Here is a 22,320-nt window from a genome sequence, read left to right on the forward strand (position 1 = left end):
TCTTATAGAGTTATTTAAAAATAATGTGCAAAGCATTATCAGTATGAAAATAGTAACAGTAGGTAAAATATAAAAGGAGGTTGTATATGAGATTATCGGTATTAAATTTGGTACCATTACGTCAAGATGAGAGTTTTAAAGATGCTATAGATGCAATGGTTAGGTTGGCAAAAAAAGTAGAAAAATTAGGATATACGCGTTATTGGATAGCTGAACATCATAATATGAAAAATGTTGCAAGCAGTGCAACACAACTTTTAATTCAACATACATTAGCTAATACTGATAAAATTCGTGTTGGATCCGGTGGTGTTATGTTACCGAACCATAGCCCGTATATTGTTGCTGAACAGTATGGAACTATTGATACTTTATATCCTAAACGGGTGGATTTAGGGTTAGGTAGAGCTCCGGGAACGGATTACAATACATCACGTGCTATCCGAAGGGTAAAAAGTGAAGAATTAGATTTCAAAAAAGAAGTAAACGAATTGGCGGAATATTTTAAAGATGAACGACCTGTTCATGCTTATCCGGCGGCTGGGCGTAATGTACCGCTTTATATATTAGGGTCAAGTACGGATAGTGCTTATTTAGCAGCAGAGTTAGGTTTACCATATTCATTTGCAGCACATTTTGCACCTAGTATGATGGAAAATGCGATAGCTATATATCGTCATTATTTTAAGCCGTCAAGTAGTTTGAAGCAACCATATGTAATTCTCGGCGCTAATGCAGTTGTAGCTGATACTGATGAAGAAGCCAAGAAATTATCAACAACTCAATTACAAGCGTTTCTTAATATAGTAACTAATAATCCTCAAGGATTACAACCTCCTTTAAATTCAGAAGAATCCGTATGGAAAAACTATGCAATTGCAACAAAGGTACCGCATTTCGGCCCGATAGCATTTGATTATAATGAGATTGTAGATCATGAAAAGAGCATTGTTGAACATATGACGAAAGTTTCTTTTATCGGCAGTAAAGAAACCGTAAGAAAACAAATAGAAAATTTGAAACGAAGAGTAAACTTTGATGAATTGTTGATTAACTCGTATATTTACGATGAACAGGCACAACATTATTCATATCAGCTGTTAGCGGAAGTTGTAAAAGAGATGTAATATAGGTTGGTTAGTATAATTCTAATTTTGAGAGATTAGTAAAGTTTGGTATGTTAAAATAAGAGTATATTTATAAGAATAGTGATGTTGTTTGATAGATAGGATAACTTTATACTGTGGGTATTTAATAGTTTTAAGTTAGTGAAAAATAAACCGATACAATGATTAATTTTTTAAACAAGGTGATATTTATTAATTATGAAATATTAAATGAGAAATATACATTATTTTATACTTTAATAAAATTGATTAAGAAAAAAAATTCTACGATTTTCTCTTTACAATATATATAACACATGATATACTAGTAAAAATGAATGATTATTCATTTTGAAGCTAAGTTTTTTAAATTAGTAAAAATGGTAGGTGAATTTGATGGAGAAAAATGATAAACGTGAGCGAATACTTCGAGCTGCATTGGAAATGTTTTTACATAAAGGGTACGACGGAACAGCAATTCCACCTATAGCGAAAGCGGCAGGAGTTAGCGTTGGGACAATTTATCGTTATTTTGAAAGTAAGGAGAGTTTGATAAATGAACTCTTTCAGGAAACAGTAAATAAATTAAGTCGTTTTATAATGAAAGATTATCCTGCGGGATATACAGCAAAAGAAAAGTTTTATTATATTTTTGATAAATTATACGAATTTTGTAAAGAGAACAACAGAGCATTTTTATTTATTAATGATAACTCGTATTCATATTATTTAACAAAAGAAAGTAATAATTGTTTAACAAATTTTTTTGAGTTTATTTTTAAAGATTTGGAAAATTTTAAACAACAGGGAATTGTTAAAAATTTACCTAACAATGCGTATATCGCACTTGTTTATGCACCGATAGAGATGGCGATTTGTTTGCAACATAATAATATGCTTGATTTATCGGAAGATATATTGTTGGAATTAAGGGAAAGTTGTTGGCATGCGGTTAGAAATTAAATAACCGCAAAAAATTTTTCAATAAAATGAATGATTGTTCATTGCGGGTGAAAATTTTTTATTTCCAACAAAAATAAATTATTTATTAATGAAGAAAATGTAGGAATTATTTTGAAAGGATAATAAAGATAAATAGTAATGAGAAAGATATTAAAAAATAAATATACATCAATATTAATAGTGTGGTTAGGTATACTGATTATTTCTTTACTGACAATGCCAAGTATTTCAAAAGTTGTCAGAGAAAAAGGGCAGATTAAATTACCTGAAAACTTACAAAGTCAGGTAGCTAATAAGTTGTCAATTGAATATAATAACAATCAAAATACCAGTCAAGTGATTGCCGTCTTTAATCGTGATGGCGGATTAACGGATGATAATCGTAAAAATATTGTCGAAATTTTAAATCGTTTAAAGGATAAAAAAGATGATTATTCTATTAAGGGTATAACGAGTGCCGCAGATAGTAAAGAAGCTGAAAAACAACTTTTAAGTGAAGATAAAACGACAGAATTAGCACTTATTTCGGTTGATAAGGATAAAGTAAGAGAAATGAGTGAAAATATTAATACGGAATTAAAAACAGAAGGTCTAAATACATATGTAACAGGTAGTGATGTTTTAACACATGAATTTGCTAATGAAACACAAAAAGGTATAAAGAAAACAGAAATTATTTCAATCGTGTTTATTTTAGCAGTGTTAATTATTGTTTTTCGTTCATGGGTTGCACCACTTCTGTCATTGATTACAGTTGGAATTTCGTTAATCGTATCGTTAAATATAACTATGAATTTAGCATGGCATTATGAATTGCCGTTGTCTAATTTTACGCAGGTATTTTTAGCTGTTGTGTTACTCGGTATTGGAACGGATTATAACATCTTATTGTATACAAAATTTAAAGAAGAGTTAACAAGCGGTATAGGAAAAATACAAGCGGCTAAGATAGCACTAAGAACAGCGGGGAAAACAATTATATACAGTGGCTCGTCCGTATTTATAGGTTTTGCCGTATTGGGATTGGCAGATTTTATTATTTATCAATCTGCGGTTAGCGTAGCTATTGGTATAGCGGTGTTATTGCTTAATTTATTAACACTTAATATGTTTTTTATGACCGTACTTGGTGAAAAAATGTTTCTTCCAAATCGAAAAGCCGCCGGTCATAAGGAGAGTAAATTATGGTCATTATTGTCAGGTATAACATTAAAAAAACCTGTAGTAATGTTAGGGGTAATGCTAGTATTGATAATACCGTTTTTAATGCAGTTATCAAGTCGTACATTAAATTATAATGATGCGGATGAATTACCGGAAACTAACTTTGCCAAACAAGGATATACAGTTGTAGAAAAACATTTTTCCAAAGGAATGATTGCTCCAGTATCAATATATATAGGAACAGATAGAGAACTTACTAACAAAGAAGATTTAAGTGAAATAAACAAAATTACGACATATTTAAAAAATAAAAATGAAGTAGATAAAGTGCTTTCTGTAACGGAGCCTACAGGTGAAAAAATTGATGCTTTATATTTGAAAGATCAATTTAACACCTTGTTGCAAAGAGTTGGGGAGGCTCAAGACGGTATTAAAAAAATTAATAGTGGGTTGAGTACAGCTAAAACTAAAATAGAAGATCAAGATGTTACCGGGAAATTAGGACAGGTAAATAAATTAGCAGATGGTGCTAATAAATTAGCAGACGGAACAGTTAAGTTTAATTCAGGATTAGGTACATATGTTAATGGGGTTGATACATTTAATAATAATATAGAAAGTATAATAACCAGTCCAAAAATAGCAATGCTGGGGGAACAAATGCAGCATTTATCAGATTTATCAAAAAAAATAGACAGTTTGGGAATTAAAGGGGAGGTAATTAGTAATAAATTAGCTAAATTGTCATTATTAATTGATAAAATCAATGCTAATATAAATGATCCGAGATTAACAAAATTAGAAGAAAAAGTAACAACTTTATCACAAATAACAGAGCAGTTGACTACATTGAAAGCACAAAGTAAGGAATTAACTGGTGAAGTAACAGCACTTGTTCAACAAACAAAAACCTTGAATGAACCGATAACTAAAATAAGAGCAGGAGGGGATACACTTCTTAGTGAAATGAATAAAATTCAAACAGGAAGTAAGCAAATAAGCGATGGAACAAACCAATTAAATAACGCATTGCAACAAATGGGTGGCAGTGTGAACCAACTAACAAACGGATTATCTAAAGCTAATACAGGACTGTCAACAATTGATACAGGTATAACAGATGCCAACAGTTATTTAAAAGAATTAGGAGAATCATTTGTCGGAAATACATTTTATGTTCCTAATTCGGTATTAAATTCAGGACAACTTAATCGTAGTTTTGATCAATATTTGTCAAAAGATAAAAAAGTAACAAAATTAACCGTAGTGTTAAAAGATAAGCCAAGCACCTTAGATTCAGCTAAAGTAATCAACAGTTTAGACGGTGAGTTAAAAACTATTACAGCGGGAACATCATTGAAAGATGCAAAAATAGCTATCGGAGGACAAACATCACAAATAAATGATTTAGAAAACTTAACCAATAAGGATTTTACCCGTTCGGCAACAATTATGTTAATTGGTATTGCCGTTATGCTTATAGCTATTACCCGTTCAATCGTTCAACCTATTGCGATAGTGGGAACATTAATCGGAACTTATTTTGCTTCATTAAGTATAGCGGAGTTGTTATCTAAATTAATATTAGGAAAAGAACATTTAGCGTGGAATGCACCATTCTTTATCTTCATTATGCTAATAGCATTAGGAGTGGATTATAGTATATTTTTAGCGATGCGTTATAAAGAAAATATAAATTTAGCTCATCTAACACCTAAAGAAGCTATTTATCATGCTTCAGGAACAATTGGAGGTGTTGTTATTTCAGCTGCTATTATTCTTGGTGGGACATTCGCAGCACTTTATCCATCAGGTATTACTACACTTATTCATGTGGCACTTGGTGTAATAGTAGGTCTGGCTATACTTGCAGTTGTGTTGCCGATTATTATGTCGGCAGTTGTTAAATTGAGTTATGGTAAAAATATTGTAACTAAAAAATGATATAATAATTTAAAAAGGAGTGACTTAAAATCGTGATTTCATAAGAAATGGGTTTTATTAAGTTGCTCCTATACAATTTATTAGATTTAAGAATTTATTAATTGATAGTAATTATTATTGCCAATTAATAGCTGTAGTGATACAATGGTAATATAAATTTTTTATAAAATTGCTTAATATATAAAAAATAAAATAGTGGTAGTTTTACCATAAAAAATAAGGAGGAAATTTATGCTAAACGTTTATAAAAAAATATTATATTATGTACCAAAAGAACGTTATTTAGTTTATCTAGGGATATTGTTTTCTATATTTTCTGTTATTTCAACTATAAGTGCATATTATTATTTTAATGAATTTCTAAATAAATTAGTCATTGATAATAATATATCCGATTCTAAATACTATGCGTTTGTTATAGTAGGCTTTTTGGTTGGTAGTTCGATATTATATGGAATTTCAGGGATAATAACTCATGTTTTAGGATTCAGATTAGAAACAAATCTTAGAAAATATGGAATAAATGGATTATCAAATGCAAGTTTCAGTTTTTTTGATACCCATAGTTCAGGAAAAACAAGAAAAATTATTGATGATAATGCAGAACAGACTCACATGATAGTGGCGCATTTAATCCCGGACAATGCACGTGCGATATTAACGCCGATTTTAATTTTAATATTAGGGTTTATAGTGAACTGGAAAGTAGGAGTATCACTGGTGGTTTTATGCTTAGTTAGTGGTTTAGCATTATCACTTATGATGGGTGAAAAGAACTTTATGGATATTTACCAAAAATCTTTAGAAAGACTTAGTAGTGAAACCGTTGAGTATGTAAGGGGTATACAGGTAATAAAAATTTTCGGTATTAATGTTTTATCATTTAAAGCCTTGCATAATGCCATAAAAGATTATTCAAAATATGCTCTTGATTATTCTATGAGTTGTAAGAGAGGGTATGTCGGGTTTCAACTGTTCTTTTATGGTTTTATAGCTATAATAATACCAATTGTTATATTTTTTATTGACATGAGTGACCCACGACAATTAACTGTTGAATTAATAATGATACTGTTTTTAAGTGGAGTTTTATTTGTATCTATTATGGGAATAATGTATGTTTCGATGTACGCATATTTAGGAACTTCTGTAGTAGAAAAATTAGAAAATATTTTTAATGAAATGCAAAGCAATAAATTAAGTTTTGGTGATAAAGAAGAATTTAAAAACTTTGATATAGAATTTGAAAATGTTAATTTTGGCTATAATGAAAAACTTATTTTGAATAATTTAAGTTTTAAACTTGAAGAGAATAAAAGTTATGCTTTTGTAGGTTCTTCAGGAAGCGGTAAGTCAACTATAGCTAAACTTATTTCCGGTTTTTACAAAATTAGTTCAGGAGCTGTAAAAATTGGTGGTGAAAATATAGAATCATATAAAGAAGAAGCACTTATTAAAAATATTTCTTTTGTATTTCAAAGTGTAAAACTATTTAAAAATAGTATTTATGAAAATGTAAAATTAGGAAGAGATGATGCAACATATGAAGAAGTTATGGAGGCTCTTCATCTTGCAGGATGCGATACTATTTTAGATAAATTTAAAGATAGAGAAAATACTATAATCGGAACTAAGGGAGTATATCTATCAGGCGGAGAAAAACAAAGAATAGCAATTGCCAGAGCTATTTTAAAAGATGCAAAAATAATAATCATGGATGAGGCAAGTGCAGCGGTGGATCCTGATAATGAGTATGAATTACAAAGAGCTTTTGCAAATCTTATTAAAGATAAAACGGTGATAATGATTGCTCATCGTTTATCAAGTATAAGAAATGTAGATGAAATACTTGTAGTTGATAATGGAAAAATTATCGAACGAGGTTCTGATAAAGAATTAATGTCTATAGATAGTTCATATAAAGAGTTTCAAAGAGTTTATGGACAGGCAAATGAATGGAGGGTTAGTCATGAAAAATAGGATTAAAAATTTATTTGCATTAACCGATCAAGGAGCCGAGGATTTAATGAGAGCCAGCACATACTCATTTTTAGTATATTTTATAAATATGTTCCCGGCAATATTATTAATGTATTTTATAGATGGATTGTTGTTGGATCATATTAAAAATAAATATGAGTATTTAGGTATATCTATAGTAGTTCTAATAGTTATGTATATATTATTAGACAAAGAGTATGATTCTCTGTTTAATGCTACGTATAGAGAGAGTGAAAATTTACGAATAGATATAGCAACAACAATTAGTAAGTTACCTCTGTCATATTTTTCAAAACACGATTTATCTGACATAAGTCAAACTGTAATGAAAGACGTTGAGGCAATAGAACACGCTATGAGTCATGCTATGGCTAAAGCGATAGGATTTTTCATATTTTTCCCTATTATATCAATATTGTTATTACTTGGAAATGTTTGGCTCGGGCTTACCGTTATTATATCGGTTGCTGTAAGTTATATGTTTATAGTAATTTCAAAAAAACTACAACTTTCTGCCAATAAGAAGCATTATGATAAATTAAGAGCAAACTCAGAAAGTTTCCAAGAAGCGATTGAGTTACAACAAGATATAAAAAGTTTCGGATTATCTGAAAAAATTAGAAGAAGTTTAGATAAAAAAATGGAAGAAAGTGAAAAAATACATTTAAAAGCAGAAGTAGTTTTATTTGTACCTATGCTTTTATCGTGGATAATATCTCAATTATCTTTAGCAGGGGTAATAGTTGTAGGAACTATATTATACGCAAATGGAAGTATAAATCTTTTATACCTACTAGGTTATATTTTTGCCGCTACAAAAATAAAAGAAGCAGTAGATGGTTTAAGTGCTAATACTACAGAAATATTTTATCTTGACTCAAGAATAAAAAGAATAAAAGAAATAAAAGAATTTCCTTTACAAGAAGGAAAAAATGTAGAATTTAATAATTTTGATATAGAATTAAAAAATGTAGAGTTTGCATATGATAAAAATAGTAAGGTTCTAAAAGATGTAAGCTTTGTAGCTAAACAAAATGAAGTTACAGCTTTAGTAGGTGTATCAGGTTGTGGGAAAACCAGCGTTTTAAAATTAGTATCACGATTATATGATTACGATAAGGGGAGCATAACAATAGATAACCATGATATTAAAGATATAGCGACAGATTCACTATTCAAATATATTTCAATAGTCTTTCAAGATGTTGTATTATTTAACACTTCGATATTGGAGAATATTCGTATCGGACGTAAGGATGCAACGGATGAAGAAGTAAAAGAGGCTGCCAAATTGGCATATTGTGATTTTATAGATAAATTACCGGACGGTTATGATACCATTATTGGAGAAAACGGTGCTACCCTATCAGGTGGAGAACGTCAACGTTTATCAATAGCACGTGCATTTTTAAAAAATGCACCGATAATTATTTTAGATGAAATTACAGCGGCACTTGATGTAGAAACTGAGAAAAAAATTCAAGAAAGTTTAAATAAACTGACTGTTAATAAAACAGTGTTAGTTATTTCTCATAGATTAAAATCAATAGAAAATGCTGATAAAATAGTTGTTCTTGATGATGGTGTTGTAGAATGTCAAGGAACACATAAATATTTATTGGACAACTCAACTATTTATAAAAAGTTAGTTGATAAAGCACATGCGGTAGAGCAATTTACTTATTAAAAGATAAATAAAAATGAAGTCTAAAAATGTTATTAGACTTCATTTTTATAATATTTGAAGTTTATAAAAATTTATAAATGAGTTGAGAGCAGAGTTTTTAAAATATATTTTTAGATAAATAAAAATTAGTGTACATTTGTAAATGATGTGAGACAAAAAAAGTAAAAAATAAATACCGGATATAATAGAATTACATAGAAGCTAGCTTCTATGTAAACCGTATGAAGCCCCCGACGTAAATTACATTATTTGATTAGATTTGCCAGCTTTAATTCCTTAGAGAACATTTCAGATTTCTAAAACTTATTTGTCAAGGATTTGAAAAAGGCGTAGCCCTTGTCCTTGACAAATAAGTTGTGAAATCGGCTCTGTGTCAAATACGGGGCATGAGAAAAAATAAGGATAAAATGCTAAGCAATGCAGTGTTGCTTGGCATTTTTCAAAACGCCCTTAAAAGAAATATTATTTTTATACTCAGAAACAAATAACCTAGAAACAACTAAAATGCGTAATCTAAAGTTATAAAAGCTATTATAACCATAAGAAACTCTCTTTAAAACCTTTATCTTATTATTAATACCCTCCAAAGAACCATTAGAAATAGAATACCTAACACTATTAAGCATATACTCTTTATGTTTTCTCATAGTATTAATAGCCTTACTAACACCATCAGATAAATCGATAGTAGATTTTTCAATTAATTCTTTAAACTCCAACTCATTTCTATACCTTATTGCATATCTAATATCCTGAACTCTCTCATAGCTAGCCTTAAATATACAATCTAATCCTAATAAATAATCTAAAATATCACGTCTAGTAACTAAACTCCTAAAACTCCTATTAAAGAAAAACCTACCATGAGTAACATTACTTTCATCTTCTAATATTAACTTCCAATTATTTTTTAAAAGAGTATAATTAATACCTTTTTGTTTTTTGTAAATATTCATTAGCTTAACTCTAGTTCTATTAAGTTCTCTATTAACATTTTGAATAAAGTTCTCTATTAACATTTTGAATAATATGAAACCTATCTATAACAATTTCAGCATTAGGAAACTTATTTCTAATCAACTTCATATAAGGAGTATAAATATCAATACAAATAGCCTTAACATTACTTCTAGCCTCTTTAGAAAATCTGGAAAAATAATTATTTAAAATATACTCAGTTCTACCATCAACTATATCAATAATCTCATGAGTTAAAGCATCTAAAAAAATAAAACTCATACCATTTTTACTATCTTTAGTAAACTTTAACTCATCAAAGCATAAATACTCAGGTAAGGTATTATAGTTAAGAATGTCTACATGGGATTTACATTTATAAAGAGTTCTTATAACAGTATTAACCGATACATTATTCATTTTGGCTATTTGTTTAAAAGATAAAGTATCAGCTAAATCACTCATTATAGAAAACTTAACATTTTTAGAAATACTACAGTATTTATCTACAAAAGAAGTAGTAGCTACAAATTTTTTATTACAAGTTTTACACTTGAAACGTTGCTTTCTTAGTTCCAAATAAGCAGGGATACCTGATATTTTTAATAGATTAATTCTAGTAAGTTCATTAAAGCCGTTTTTAACTACAGTATAACCTTTATTAAGACAACCACAGCATTCACACTTCTTGGGTTTATATGTTAAGGTACCTTTGAATACAAAGTACTTTTGATTATTTTTTATAGTTTCGTTATGTGTTTTCTCAATAGTTATATTTTTATCTTTTATTTGTAGTAGGTTTTTAATGAATTCTCCCTCTTTTATTTCTTTTGTTTTTGTGTTAAAATTATTCATGACAGATATCCTTTCATAGTTTATTTTTTTTGCACTTTAATTATATTGGATATTTGTCTTTTTGTATATTAAAAAACAATACGAGGTATGGATTTTTTTTCATGCCCCGTATTTATTATACAACCGTGAAATCTATTATCTAACAAGGAATTAAAGCCGGCATATTTTTATAGACTCTTTCCGTAGCTCTTTTCTTTTTTCAACAGGAGAAAGCCAATTTAAAGTCTGCATAGGAAGACGGTTAGAGCGATATAGATACTTTTTCATCTGAGATATAAGATCATCATACGAAAAGAAAGATAAATGCCTGTAAAAACGTTCATTATCATTTCTATGACTACGTTCAACCTTACCGTTATGTCTAGGAGTTCTAGGTCTAATAAGTTGATGTTTAATGCCAAGATTATTACACAATACATCAAAAGGGTGTATTCGTTTAGTATCTTTAAAATGCGTAAATTCAAAACCATTATCAGTTTGAATTATCTTGGGTTTATACCCAAAATAATCAATAGCCATTTTAACAAATTGAACAGTAGAATATGATGATTGTTCTTTAAAAGGGAAAATAAATCTTTCCCTAGTAGCTTCATCAATAATAGTATATTGATAAAATTTATCAGGAATTTCTCCTACATAACAACGTTTAGGAACATATTTCACATCAAGTTGCCATTTTTTACCAATTTCAGTAGGTGTGTCATAAGGTTTAGGTTTATAAGGAATTACTTTTTTCTTAGTATCTTTATAAAAGCCTAATTTTCTAAGCACTCTAAATAAAGAACAAGGATGTCTTTTATAACCTTTGTTGAATTTAAGTTTAGCATATAATTCAATCATAGAAATATTAGGATTACGTTTAATAAGATTTTTAATCCAAGACAATTCTTCAACTGTATGGGCGTTAGGGTGAATGGAATGAGGTCTATGAGACTTATCTATAAGAGACTCTTTAGTACCGTCATATTTTTTATTCCAACGCAAAAGAGAGGCTTTTGATATTTTATAGCGCCTACAAATAAAGCGGATAGAGTTACCATTTCTATAAGTTTTAACTGCAGCTATTCTTGTTTGTAAAGTATGAGGTATATATCGTTGTGTTTTTTCTATATTTTCTGTTATAATAGTTTTCATAAGAGTAAATTCCTTTTTTTGATTTGGTGTAACTTCATTATACAGGATTTACTCTTCTTTTTTTTTATTATATGTCTCACATCTATTGTAACACTACATATATTTTTAGATAAATAAAAATTAGTAATGGTTATTATTCGGTTTTTATGTTAAACTGTTTTTAATATACACAGGAGGTTTAGAGAATGTTAAAAACTAATTTTTTAGGAGTAGAATTAACCAGTCCGCTTATGAATGCTTCCGGTGTTCATTGTATGTCTATTGAAGAATTAGAAGAGCTTACAAATAGTCAAGCGGGAGTTTTTATTACAAAAACGGCGACACAGGTTGAGCGAGAGGGTAATTTAAAACCTCGCTATTATGATACAAAATTAGGTAGTATTAATTCAATGGGACTGCCAAATAAGGGTCTTGATTATTATTTGAATTATGTGATTGAACGCCAACAACAAGGTGCTCAGTTACAATTTTTATCAGTAACAGGAATGAGTTATGAAGAAAATATAAATTTGCTTAATAAAATTCAGGAAAGCGATTATCAAGGAGTTACAGAATTTAATTTATCATGTCCAAATATACCCGGAAAACCTCAAATTGCATATGATTTTGAGTTGATGGAAAAACTGCTCAGTGAAGTTTTCACATTCTTTACAAAGCCGCTTGGTGTGAAACTGCCACCGTATTTTGACATAGCACATTTTGATGGAATGGCAACTATTTTAAATAAATTTCCTTTAACTTATGTAAATAGTGTCAATAGTATAGGAAACGGATTATGTATTGATATTGATAAAGAACAAGTTGTAATTAAGCCAAAAGGCGGTTTTGGCGGGCTTGGCGGTGAGTACATTAAACCGACAGCATTGGCTAATGTAAGAGCATTTAGAGAAAGATTAAACCCTAATATTAGAATTATTGGAACCGGTGGAGTAATTAACGGTAAAGATGTCTTTGAACATATATTGTGTGGAGCGGACTTAGTTCAAGTTGGAACAACTTTACATAAAGAAGGTGTAGGTGTTTTTACAAGATTAAATGAAGAACTTAAAGTTATAATGAAAGAAAAAGGATATACAAGTTTAGAACAATTTAGAGGGAAGTTAAAAATAATAGAATAATATTGTTAGAAAATCAAATTAAATAAATATTTTAATGATAAAATGATTAGATATAATTTAAAATTTATATTAAAGGGGTAATAGATGATAGGAAAGAGATATATATTGCTACCGGTATGCAGTTTAACAATTTTTATTATAGTGGTGTTGGGTTTTAATAATATATTAGTCCCATTAGATATGGAAATTATAAAAATAGTGCAGAGTTTAGAAACACCAATTCTCACAAAAATACTGGCATTATTAACTAATATATCGGATACAATTCAAAATATAATAATTACAACAGTAATAGTTATCGTGTTATATTTGAAGAAATATAAACAAGAAGCATTGTATTTAACGATAAGTATGTTGACATGTAGCTTGTTGGTAATGGGTATTAAAAACTTTATCCAACGTCCCAGACCACAAATTCATAGATTGGCGGAGATTTCGGGATATAGTTTTCCAAGTGGGCATACAGTGTCTGCGACAATACTATATTTTTCGATGGCATTAATTATTGTAAAAATATATCAACAATTAACGAAACAAGTTACGCTAACTATAGCAACAATTGGAATAATATTTATAATATTTTCAAGAATATATTTAGGTGTACATTATCCCACTGATACGATAGCAGGAGCAGCACTTGGGATAACGGTAGTAGTGTTTTATTATTGGGTATTTTATAAAAGTCCTTTATACAAGTACGGAGAAAAATAATGAAAAAAAGAATATTATTAATTACAGGTTCTTTTGGTAACGGTCATTTACAAGTCTCGGGAAATTTAAAAGAAATGTTTGAAAAAAAATATAAAGATAGGGTTATAGTAGATGAATGTGATTTATTTTTACAAGCTCATCCACGCTTAACTTCAGTATTGAGAAAATTATATTTATATAGTTTTTCATATTTTAGAAATGTTTATGGATATTTGTACTATATGGGTAAAAATAATAAACAAACATCTGCCTATAGATATTTCAGTTACCATTATTTATACAGTAAAATAGAGAAATTCAAACCTGATATAATAGTATCAACATTTCCAACGCCGGCATTAACACTTTTAAAAAATAAAAAAATACCTATTGTTAATGTGGTGACAGATTATCATTTTCACAAAAGTTGGTTGACTGAAAATGCCTTAAAATATTTTGTACCATGTGAGAATACAAAAATACAGTTTATAGAAGCGGGTGTAAAGGAAAAAAATATAAAGGTTTTAGGATTACCAATTTCAGAAAAATTTGATATACGAATATCCAAAAAACAATGGTTAGCTAAAAATAATTTAGATATTAAGAAAGAAACCTTACTTTTGGTGGCAGGAGCATTTGGAGTATTAAAAAATTTTAATAAAATAGTAGATGCTATACTGGCAAGAAATAAAAATATACAGTTGGCGATAGTCTGTGGAAAAAATGTAAAATTAAAAAATTTATTGAAAAGATTATATAAAGAAAACTATCATGTTAAGATTTTAGGTTACACTACTAATATGAGAGAATGGATGCAAGCATCAACGGTAATTGTGACGAAAGCCGGCGGTGTAACTATTACAGAAAGTTTAGCCAGTAATATTCCGCTAGTTTTATTAAAACCTGTTCCGGGACAAGAAAAAGAGAACGCCTTATATTTTGAAAAAAATAATATGGCAAAAATTGCGGATACAAATAGAGAACTAGTCGATATAATAAGTAAATTATTAGAAAACAAACAACAGTTAATAGAGATAAAAAAGAATATGGCACAAAATTATCTACCAAATGCAACGGAAAAAATCTGTGAAGATATAGTAAAAATAATTAAAGTATAAATTTTAAAATATTATAGATGTATAGAAAGATTATTTTTGCTTGCCATATTATTTGACAATAAGAATATTATGGTATATACTAACGATAATTTGAATAATAATCTTTAATGTGATCCGGAGAGGTCAGCAAAGATACGTGATTAAAATAACCACATTTAATTAATCCGGGTGTATAGTATATTGTTGTCCTGCTCATATGAGTAGGATATTTTTTATGAGGTGAGAGATGAAAAAAAGAGTACTATTTGACGAAACGATGATAGCACGAATGATAACACGTATAGCAAACGAAATTTTAGAACGTAATGATATTAATGATGTCGTTCTTGTCGGTATAAAAACACGTGGTGTTTATTTGGCTAAACGTTTAAAAGAAAAAATTAAGATAATAGAAAACTTCAATGTTCCGGTGGAGGTATTGGACATTAAATTTTATCGTGATGATTTGGAAAAACAATCACAAGACCCGGAAATAAAGACACCTAAGTTTAAAATGAATTTGAATGAAAAAACTGTAATTATAGTTGATGATGTACTGTATACCGGACGAACAGTTCGTGCAGCGATTGATGCAATTATGGACGTTAGTCGACCGCAAGCGATAAGACTTGCGATATTAGTAGATCGTGGACATAGAGAATTGCCGATACGTGCAGATTATATCGGAAAAAATATTCCAACTTCAAAAAAAGAAAATGTCAAAGTGCTTTTAAATGAAGTGGACAATAGTGAAGAAATATTACTAATATAGATAAAAAATCTTTTTAAGATAGCCCGGAGAGGCTAGCAAGGGATTGGTAAGAATATATATTTTTTATTGATAAAAATATATATTTATAAAATAAGAAATACTATAACCAAAATACCTTGAAGCCCGTACTTTAAGGTATTTTATTTTATTCATAAATATTGAACTGGAGGTAGCAATGAAAAATATAGTATCAATGTCAGATTTAACAAATGAGGAAGTATATTCTCTTGTTAAACGTGCATTAGAATTAAAAAGTGGTAAAAAAGTAGCACCGCGTGAAGATTTATATGTTGCAAATTTATTCTTTGAAAATTCAACAAGAACAAAACATAGTTTTGAAGTAGCTGAGCATAAACATCGACTTAATGTTATTAATTTTGATATAACAACATCATCAGTTAATAAGGGAGAAACATTCTACGATACATGCAAAACTCTTGAGATGATAGGTTGTAATATGTTGGTGATAAGACATAACAAAGAGAAATATTATAAAGAACTAAAAAGTTTAAATATACCGATACTTAACGGAGGAGATGGTAGTGGTGAACATCCAAGCCAGTGTTTACTCGATTTAATGACTATATACGAAAGATTCGGTAAATTTAGCGATTTAAATATTATTATTGCCGGAGATATTAAAAATTCTCGTGTTGCACGCAGTAATTACAATATGTTAACACGCCTTGGCGCAAAGGCTAGTTTTGTTTGCCCGGAGTGTTTTAAAGATGAAACACTTGGAAAAGTTGTAGATTTTGATGAAATAATTGAAAAAGTGGATATTTGTATGTTATTACGTGTACAGCATGAAAGACATAGTGAACATATGAGTTTAACAAAAGAGGAATATCACAAAAATTATGGTCTAACTCTTGAACGGTATAAGCACTTGAAGGATACAGCAATTATTATGCATCCGGCACCGGTGAATCGTGATATGGAGATTGCTGATGAGTTGGTTGAATCCTCAAAATCAGTTATTTTTGAACAGATGAAAAATGGTATGTTTATGCGTCAGGCAATGATAGAAAAAATAATTAAAGACAATAATTTATAATAAAAAGGAGTACAGTATGTTACTACTAAAAAATGGTCAAATATTAGAAAATGGAATATTAGTGAAAAAAGATATTTTAGTTGACGGTAAGAAAATCTTAAAGATAACTGAAAACATTGAGGAAAAGGTAGATAGAGTGCTTGATTTAGAAGGGAAATTTGTTTCTCCCGGATTTATAGATGTCCATGTACATTGGAGAGAACCGGGATTTGAATATAAAGAAAATATTTATCATGCTTCTCGTGCAGCGGCTCGTGGTGGTTTTACAACGGTTATGCCGATGCCTAATTTGGATCCTGTACCGGATAATTATGAAAATTTAAAATTACAATTAGATATTATTGAAAGAGATTCAGTCATTCGTGCTATTCCTTACGGTGCAATAACTAAAGGAGAACAAGGTAGAGAATATGCAGAATTTAAAGAGTTGGCAAAATATGTTTTTGCATTTAGTGATGATGGTCGTGGGGTACAGAATGCAAATATGATGTATGAATCAATGAAAGTAGCAGCTGAATTAGGAAAAGCAATCGTAGCACATTGCGAAGATAATTCGTTAATACGAGGAGGTTGTATGCACTGCGGTCGTCGTAGTCGTGAACTTGGTCTGCCGGGGATACCGTCAATATGTGAATCAGTTCAAATAGCTCGTGATGTGTTGTTGGCAGAAGCAAGCGGTTGTCACTATCATGTGTGTCACGTATCAACAAAAGAATCCGTAAGAATAGTAAGAGAGGCGAAAAAAGCCGGCATAAAAGTAACGTGTGAAGTATGCCCACATCATTTGATTAGTGATGAAATGGATATTCCGGATAATAACGGTATATGGAAGATGAACCCACCGCTACGTTCACGCGAGGATAGAAAAGCGTTAATAGCTGGGCTGCTAGATGGTACTATTGATATAATAGCAACAGATCATGCACCGCATGCAACTTATGAAAAAGAGTTACCAATGCAAAAAGCGGCATTTGGTATTGTCGGTAGTGAAACAGCATTTAGTCAGTTATATACAAAATTTGTAAAAACAGGAATTTTCTCATTAGATTTTTTAGTAGAAGTTATGACAAAACGTGTTGCAGATATTTTTGACTTACCTTTCGGTACATTGGAAGAAAATGGGTATGCCGATTTAGTAGTGATTGATTTAGAAAAAAGTTTAACAATTAATCCGGATAATTTTTTATCAAAAGGACGCAATACTCCTTATGTAGATGAAGAAATTTATGGAATACCTGTATTAACATTAAGTGAAGGACAAATAGCATATAAAGATGAAGAAGTGTTTGATATAAAATATCTATAGTGGTAAAAATACAATAAAAGTTCAATATATATAGAAAAATTTTTAAATTAAGATATGGTATTTACACACCATATATAAGTTAAGTAGAATACTTTATCATTATTAAATGTTGAAATAAATTTTGCAAAAAATTAATGAAAGAGAGAAAAGTTATGTACAGTTATAATAAGCAGCTAATTTTGGAAGATGGTACGGTATATAAGGGTTACGGTTTTGGTGCCGATATAGAAACAGTAGGAGAAGTCGTTTTTAACACCGGAATGACAGGGTATCAGGAAACATTATCGGATCCCTCATATAATGGGCAAATAGTAACATTTACCTATCCTCTAATAGGGAATTACGGAATTAACAGAGATGATTTTGAAACAATAACACCAAGTATTAAGGGATTAATAGTAAGAGAAGTTTGTAAAAAACCATCAAATTTTAGAACGGAGTATACTCTTCATGATGTATTAAAAGATTTGAAAATTCCGGGAATTTCAGGAATTGATACCCGCAGTTTAACGAGAAAAATAAGAGAACACGGAACAATAAAGGGTGTAATTACCGACCTTTGTGTAGACAGTGATAAAGTGCTTAAAAAGTTACGAAGTTCAAATCTTCCAACGGATCAAATTTCTCAAGTGTCAATCCAACGTGCTTATCAATCATCCGGAAAAGGATATAGAGTAGTCTTAGTGGATTTAGGCATGAAATCAGGTATTTTACGTGAGTTAAATGCACGTGGGTGTGATATTGTAGTTGTACCTTATAATATTTCAGCTAAAGAATTATTACGTTTAAATCCGGATGGAGTTATGCTGAGTAATGGGCCGGGAGATCCGGAAGATGTCCCGGAAACAATCGCAATGATAAAAGAGATAATGGATAAATTACCGATATTTGGAATTTGTATGGGACATCAGTTAATCTCTCTTGCAGGTGGTGCAAAAACTTATAAATTAAAATTTGGTCATCGTGGAGCTAATCATCCGGTAAAGAATTTACTAACCGGAAAAGTTGATATAACATCGCAAAATCACGGATATAGTGTGGATATAAAATCTTTGGAGAGTACCGACTTGGAATTAACGCATCTGTCAGTTAATGATAAAACTTGTGAAGGTGTAAGACATAGATATTATCCGGTATTTTCGGTACAATATCACCCGGAGGCATCACCAGGGCCACATGATCCAAACTATCTATTTGATCAATTTATAGAAAATATGAGTAAATATAAAGCGACTAAAAAGAAATAGCAAGAGAAAAGATGATACAAGGAGAACGACAATAATGCCAAAACGTAAAGATATTAAAACAATATTAGTAATCGGATCAGGACCAATTATTATTGGACAAGCAGCAGAATTTGATTATGCGGGAACTCAAGCTTGCCTTTCACTAAAAGAAGAAGGATATGAAGTTATTTTAGTAAACTCGAATCCTGCAACGATTATGACAGATAAAGAAATTGCAGATAAAGTGTATATGGAACCATTAACGTTAGAGTTTGTCAGTAAAATAATTCGCAAAGAGCGTCCTGATGCTCTGCTACCGACATTAGGAGGACAAGTAGGATTGAACCTTGCTGTTGAATTACATAAGAGCGGCATATTAGAACGCTATGGAGTAGAATTATTAGGTACGAAATTAAGTTCAATAGAACGAGCGGAAGACAGGGAGCTATTTAGAGATTTAATGAATAAATTAGACGAACCTGTACCGGAGTCGGAAATTATCACGACGTTAGATGAGGCATATATTTTTGTTGAGAAAATAGGTTATCCTGTTATTGTTCGCCCGGCATTTACCATGGGTGGTACCGGAGGTGGAATTTGTTATAATGAAAATGATTTGAATGAGATTGTAAGTAGCGGATTACATTATTCACCGGTTACGCAGTGTTTATTGGAAAAATCAATTGCAGGTTTTAAAGAAATAGAATATGAAGTGATGCGTGACAGTAACGATACGGCAATTGTAGTTTGTAATATGGAAAATATAGATCCGGTTGGTATTCATACCGGAGATTCTGTAGTGGTAGCACCGTCGCAAACATTAACAGATAGAGAATATCATATGTTACGTGATGTATCATTGAAAATTATTAGAGCTTTAAAAATCGAGGGCGGTTGCAATGTGCAACTGGCATTAGATCCAAAATCATTTGAATACTATATTATAGAGGTAAATCCTCGAGTGTCACGTTCATCAGCACTTGCCTCAAAGGCAACCGGTTATCCAATAGCAAAAATAGCCGCAAAAATAGCCGTGGGATTAACATTAGATGAGATTATTAACCCTGTAACTAAAAATTCGTATGCCTGCTTTGAGCCAACACTTGATTATGTGGTAAGTAAAATACCACGTTTTCCATTTGATAAATTCGAAAATGCCGATAGAAAACTTGGGACACAGATGAAAGCAACCGGTGAGGTTATGGCAATAGGAAGAACGTATGAAGAGAGTTTATTAAAAGCGATACGTTCACTAGAATATGGAGTTCATCACTTAGGGTTACCGAATGGCGGAGATTTTTCATTAGAAGAAATATTAGAAAAAGTAAGACAAGCAGGTGATGAGCGATTATTTTTTATCGGCGAGGCATTACGCCGTGGGCAGAGTACCCAAGATATACATGAAATTACCAAAATTGATATATTTTTCTTGGAAAAAATGAAAAACATAATTGATATTGAGCATGAATTAAAAGAAAATATCGGTAACTTAGAGTTATTAGAATATGCTAAAAAATATGGATTCTCCGATAGAGTAATTGCACATCGTTGGAATATGGCAGAAAGTGATGTATACAAATTACGTCAAAAAAATAATATTATTCCGGTATTTAAAATGGTTGATACATGTGCAGCGGAATTTGTATCAGAAACACCGTATTTTTACTCAAGTTATGAGCAGGAACAGGAATCAATCGTCAGCACTAAAGAAAAAATTATAGTTCTCGGTTCCGGACCAATAAGAATAGGACAAGGTGTTGAGTTTGACTATGCAACGGTGCATGCTGTAATGGCGATAAAAGAAGCGGGGTATGAAGCTATTATTATTAATAACAATCCGGAAACTGTATCAACGGACTTTACCATTTCAGATAAACTTTATTTTGAACCGCTAACCGAAGAGGACGTAATGGCAATTATTAATCACGAAAAACCGCTAGGAGTAGTAGTACAATTCGGTGGGCAAACGGCAATTAATTTAGCGGATAAATTAGAAAAAAACGGCGTAAATATTTTAGGTACGGCACTTGAAGAAATAGATAATGCAGAAGACAGAGATAAGTTTGAAGCCTTACTTCATAAATTAGCTATTCCACAACCATTAGGAAAAACAGCTTTTGATGTTGAAACGGCACTAAAAAATGCAAAAGAAATAGGATATCCGGTATTAGTAAGACCATCGTACGTATTAGGTGGTCGTGCTATGGAAATAGTCTATGAAGAATCAGAATTACGTCGTTATATGAAAACAGCGGTTAAATTAACGCCGGAACATCCGGTATTAACGGATCGTTACCTAGTAGGGCGTGAAATAGAGATTGATGCAATTAGTGACGGGGAAACTGTTGTAATACCGGGAATAATGGAACATATTGAACGTGCAGGGGTACATTCAGGTGATTCGATTTCGGTGTATCCGCCACAAACACTGTCATCTTCAGAAAAAGAGAAACTGATAGAATATACAATAAAATTAGCGAAAGGTTTAAATATAGTAGGTTTATTAAATATCCAATATGTAATAAGCAAAGGAGAAGTATTTGTTCTTGAAGTAAATCCTCGTAGTTCACGTACAGTACCATTTTTAAGCAAAATTACAGGTGTGCCTATGGCAAAACTTGCAGCCGGTACGATAATAGGAAAAACATTAAAATCACAAGGATATGAAACAGGACTATTACCTGAAAGCAATAATTTTTATACAAAAGTACCGGTATTTAGTTTTCAAAAATTAAAAGACGTAGATACTACTCTTGGTCCAGAGATGAAATCAACAGGTGAAGTATTAGGAAGTGATACAACTTTGGAAAAATCATTATATAAAGGGTTGGTAGCTGCAGGAATTAGAGTTAGCGATCAAGGTAATATATTGTTTACAATAAGCAATGACGATAAAGAAGAAGCACTGATGCTGGCGAAACGCTTCTCAAGTTTAGGATACAATTTATTAGCAACAGAAGGGACGGCAAAATTTTTACAACAACATAATTTAAGGGTAACAGCTGTCGGAAAGATTAGTCAAAGTGAATACAGTGTATTAGATGCGATATATAATGGAGATGTTGATATAGTTATTAATACAACATCAAAAGATAAAGATGTAACAAAAGACGGCTTTAAAATTCGTCGAGTGGCGAGCGAACAAGAGATTGTATGTATGACGTCACTTGATACGGCGAATGCTTTATTAAAAGTTCTTGAATCAATTTCATTTAATATATTACCATTATAAGTAGGAGGATT

The 22,320-nt window shown here is 30.7% G+C and carries 16 protein-coding genes; 13 read left to right on the plus strand and 3 right to left on the minus strand.

The annotated features are described in order from the left end of the window. Positions 1-86: 86 nt before the first annotated feature. The 5 genes from BQ7358_RS02215 (at position 87) to BQ7358_RS02235 (ending at position 8,865) form a co-directional block, all read left to right on the plus strand. Positions 87-1,127 (plus strand): LLM class flavin-dependent oxidoreductase, encoded by a 1,041-nt coding sequence (locus tag BQ7358_RS02215; protein WP_062173059.1) that lies wholly within the window; start codon positions 87-89, stop codon positions 1,125-1,127. Between the two features lie 375 nt (positions 1,128-1,502). Next, on the plus strand, positions 1,503-2,069 hold the full coding sequence (locus BQ7358_RS02220; protein ID WP_062173060.1) for a TetR/AcrR family transcriptional regulator: 567 nt from the start codon (positions 1,503-1,505) through the stop codon (positions 2,067-2,069). 138 nt (positions 2,070-2,207) lie between these two features. Next, a complete protein-coding gene (locus tag BQ7358_RS02225; protein ID WP_062173061.1) occupies positions 2,208-5,177 on the plus strand; it encodes an MMPL family transporter in 2,970 nt (989 codons plus the stop codon). Positions 5,178-5,408: 231 nt separating this feature from the next. Further along, a complete protein-coding gene (locus tag BQ7358_RS02230) occupies positions 5,409-7,157 on the plus strand; it encodes an ABC transporter ATP-binding protein (RefSeq protein ID WP_062173062.1) in 1,749 nt (582 codons plus the stop codon). Further along, positions 7,147-8,865, plus strand: a complete 1,719-nt coding sequence (locus tag BQ7358_RS02235) for an ABC transporter ATP-binding protein (RefSeq protein ID WP_174222371.1) — start codon at positions 7,147-7,149, stop codon at positions 8,863-8,865. Before BQ7358_RS02230 ends, BQ7358_RS02235 begins: the two co-directional genes overlap by 11 nt. A 410-nt stretch (positions 8,866-9,275) precedes the next feature. Here the strand turns inward: BQ7358_RS02235 and BQ7358_RS08910 are convergent, their stop codons facing one another. The 3 genes from BQ7358_RS08910 to BQ7358_RS02245 form a co-directional block, all read right to left on the minus strand. Continuing rightward, positions 9,276-9,884, minus strand: coding sequence for a transposase (locus BQ7358_RS08910; protein ID WP_234971554.1), 609 nt, complete (start codon positions 9,882-9,884; stop codon positions 9,276-9,278). Continuing rightward, entirely contained in the window at positions 9,853-10,677 is an 825-nt protein-coding gene (locus BQ7358_RS08915; RefSeq protein WP_062172723.1) for an ISL3 family transposase, read from the minus strand. The genes BQ7358_RS08910 and BQ7358_RS08915 overlap by 32 nt, the downstream gene beginning before the upstream one ends. 150 nt (positions 10,678-10,827) lie before the next feature. After that, positions 10,828-11,811: a DDE-type integrase/transposase/recombinase gene (locus BQ7358_RS02245; RefSeq protein ID WP_072520170.1), complete on the minus strand. Its 984-nt coding sequence runs from the start codon at positions 11,809-11,811 to the stop codon at positions 10,828-10,830. A 185-nt stretch (positions 11,812-11,996) separates the two neighbouring features. Here BQ7358_RS02245 and BQ7358_RS02250 point away from each other — a divergent pair, with 185 nt between their 5' ends. The 8 genes from BQ7358_RS02250 (at position 11,997) to carB (ending at position 22,309) form a co-directional block, all read left to right on the plus strand. Then, positions 11,997-12,929 carry a dihydroorotate oxidase gene (locus BQ7358_RS02250; RefSeq protein ID WP_062173065.1) on the plus strand — a complete coding sequence of 311 codons (933 nt, stop codon included), beginning with the start codon at positions 11,997-11,999 and terminating at the stop codon, positions 12,927-12,929. An 84-nt stretch (positions 12,930-13,013) separates the two neighbouring features. Beyond that, on the plus strand, positions 13,014-13,640 hold the full coding sequence (locus BQ7358_RS02255; RefSeq protein WP_062173066.1) for a phosphatase PAP2 family protein: 627 nt from the start codon (positions 13,014-13,016) through the stop codon (positions 13,638-13,640). Next, entirely contained in the window at positions 13,640-14,737 is a 1,098-nt protein-coding gene (locus BQ7358_RS02260) for an MGDG synthase family glycosyltransferase (RefSeq protein ID WP_062173067.1), read from the plus strand. Before BQ7358_RS02255 ends, BQ7358_RS02260 begins: the two co-directional genes overlap by 1 nt. Positions 14,738-14,963: 226 nt before the next feature. Further along, positions 14,964-15,488: a bifunctional pyr operon transcriptional regulator/uracil phosphoribosyltransferase PyrR gene (gene pyrR / locus BQ7358_RS02265; RefSeq protein WP_062173068.1), complete on the plus strand. Its 525-nt coding sequence runs from the start codon at positions 14,964-14,966 to the stop codon at positions 15,486-15,488. A 175-nt stretch (positions 15,489-15,663) separates the two neighbouring features. Next, entirely contained in the window at positions 15,664-16,545 is an 882-nt protein-coding gene (locus tag BQ7358_RS02270; RefSeq protein ID WP_062173069.1) for an aspartate carbamoyltransferase catalytic subunit, read from the plus strand. Positions 16,546-16,561: 16 nt separating this feature from the next. After that, a complete protein-coding gene (locus BQ7358_RS02275; protein ID WP_062173070.1) occupies positions 16,562-17,851 on the plus strand; it encodes a dihydroorotase in 1,290 nt (429 codons plus the stop codon). A 152-nt stretch (positions 17,852-18,003) separates the two neighbouring features. Beyond that, positions 18,004-19,098 carry a glutamine-hydrolyzing carbamoyl-phosphate synthase small subunit gene (gene carA, locus BQ7358_RS02280; protein ID WP_062173071.1) on the plus strand — a complete coding sequence of 365 codons (1,095 nt, stop codon included), beginning with the start codon at positions 18,004-18,006 and terminating at the stop codon, positions 19,096-19,098. A gap of 34 nt (positions 19,099-19,132) precedes the next feature. Then, entirely contained in the window at positions 19,133-22,309 is a 3,177-nt protein-coding gene (gene carB, locus BQ7358_RS02285) for a carbamoyl-phosphate synthase large subunit (RefSeq protein ID WP_062173072.1), read from the plus strand. The last annotated feature ends 11 nt before the right edge of the window (positions 22,310-22,320 follow it).

Source organism: Gemella massiliensis, assembly GCF_900120125.1.
Classification (GTDB): Bacteria; Bacillota; Bacilli; order Staphylococcales; family Gemellaceae; genus Gemella; species Gemella massiliensis.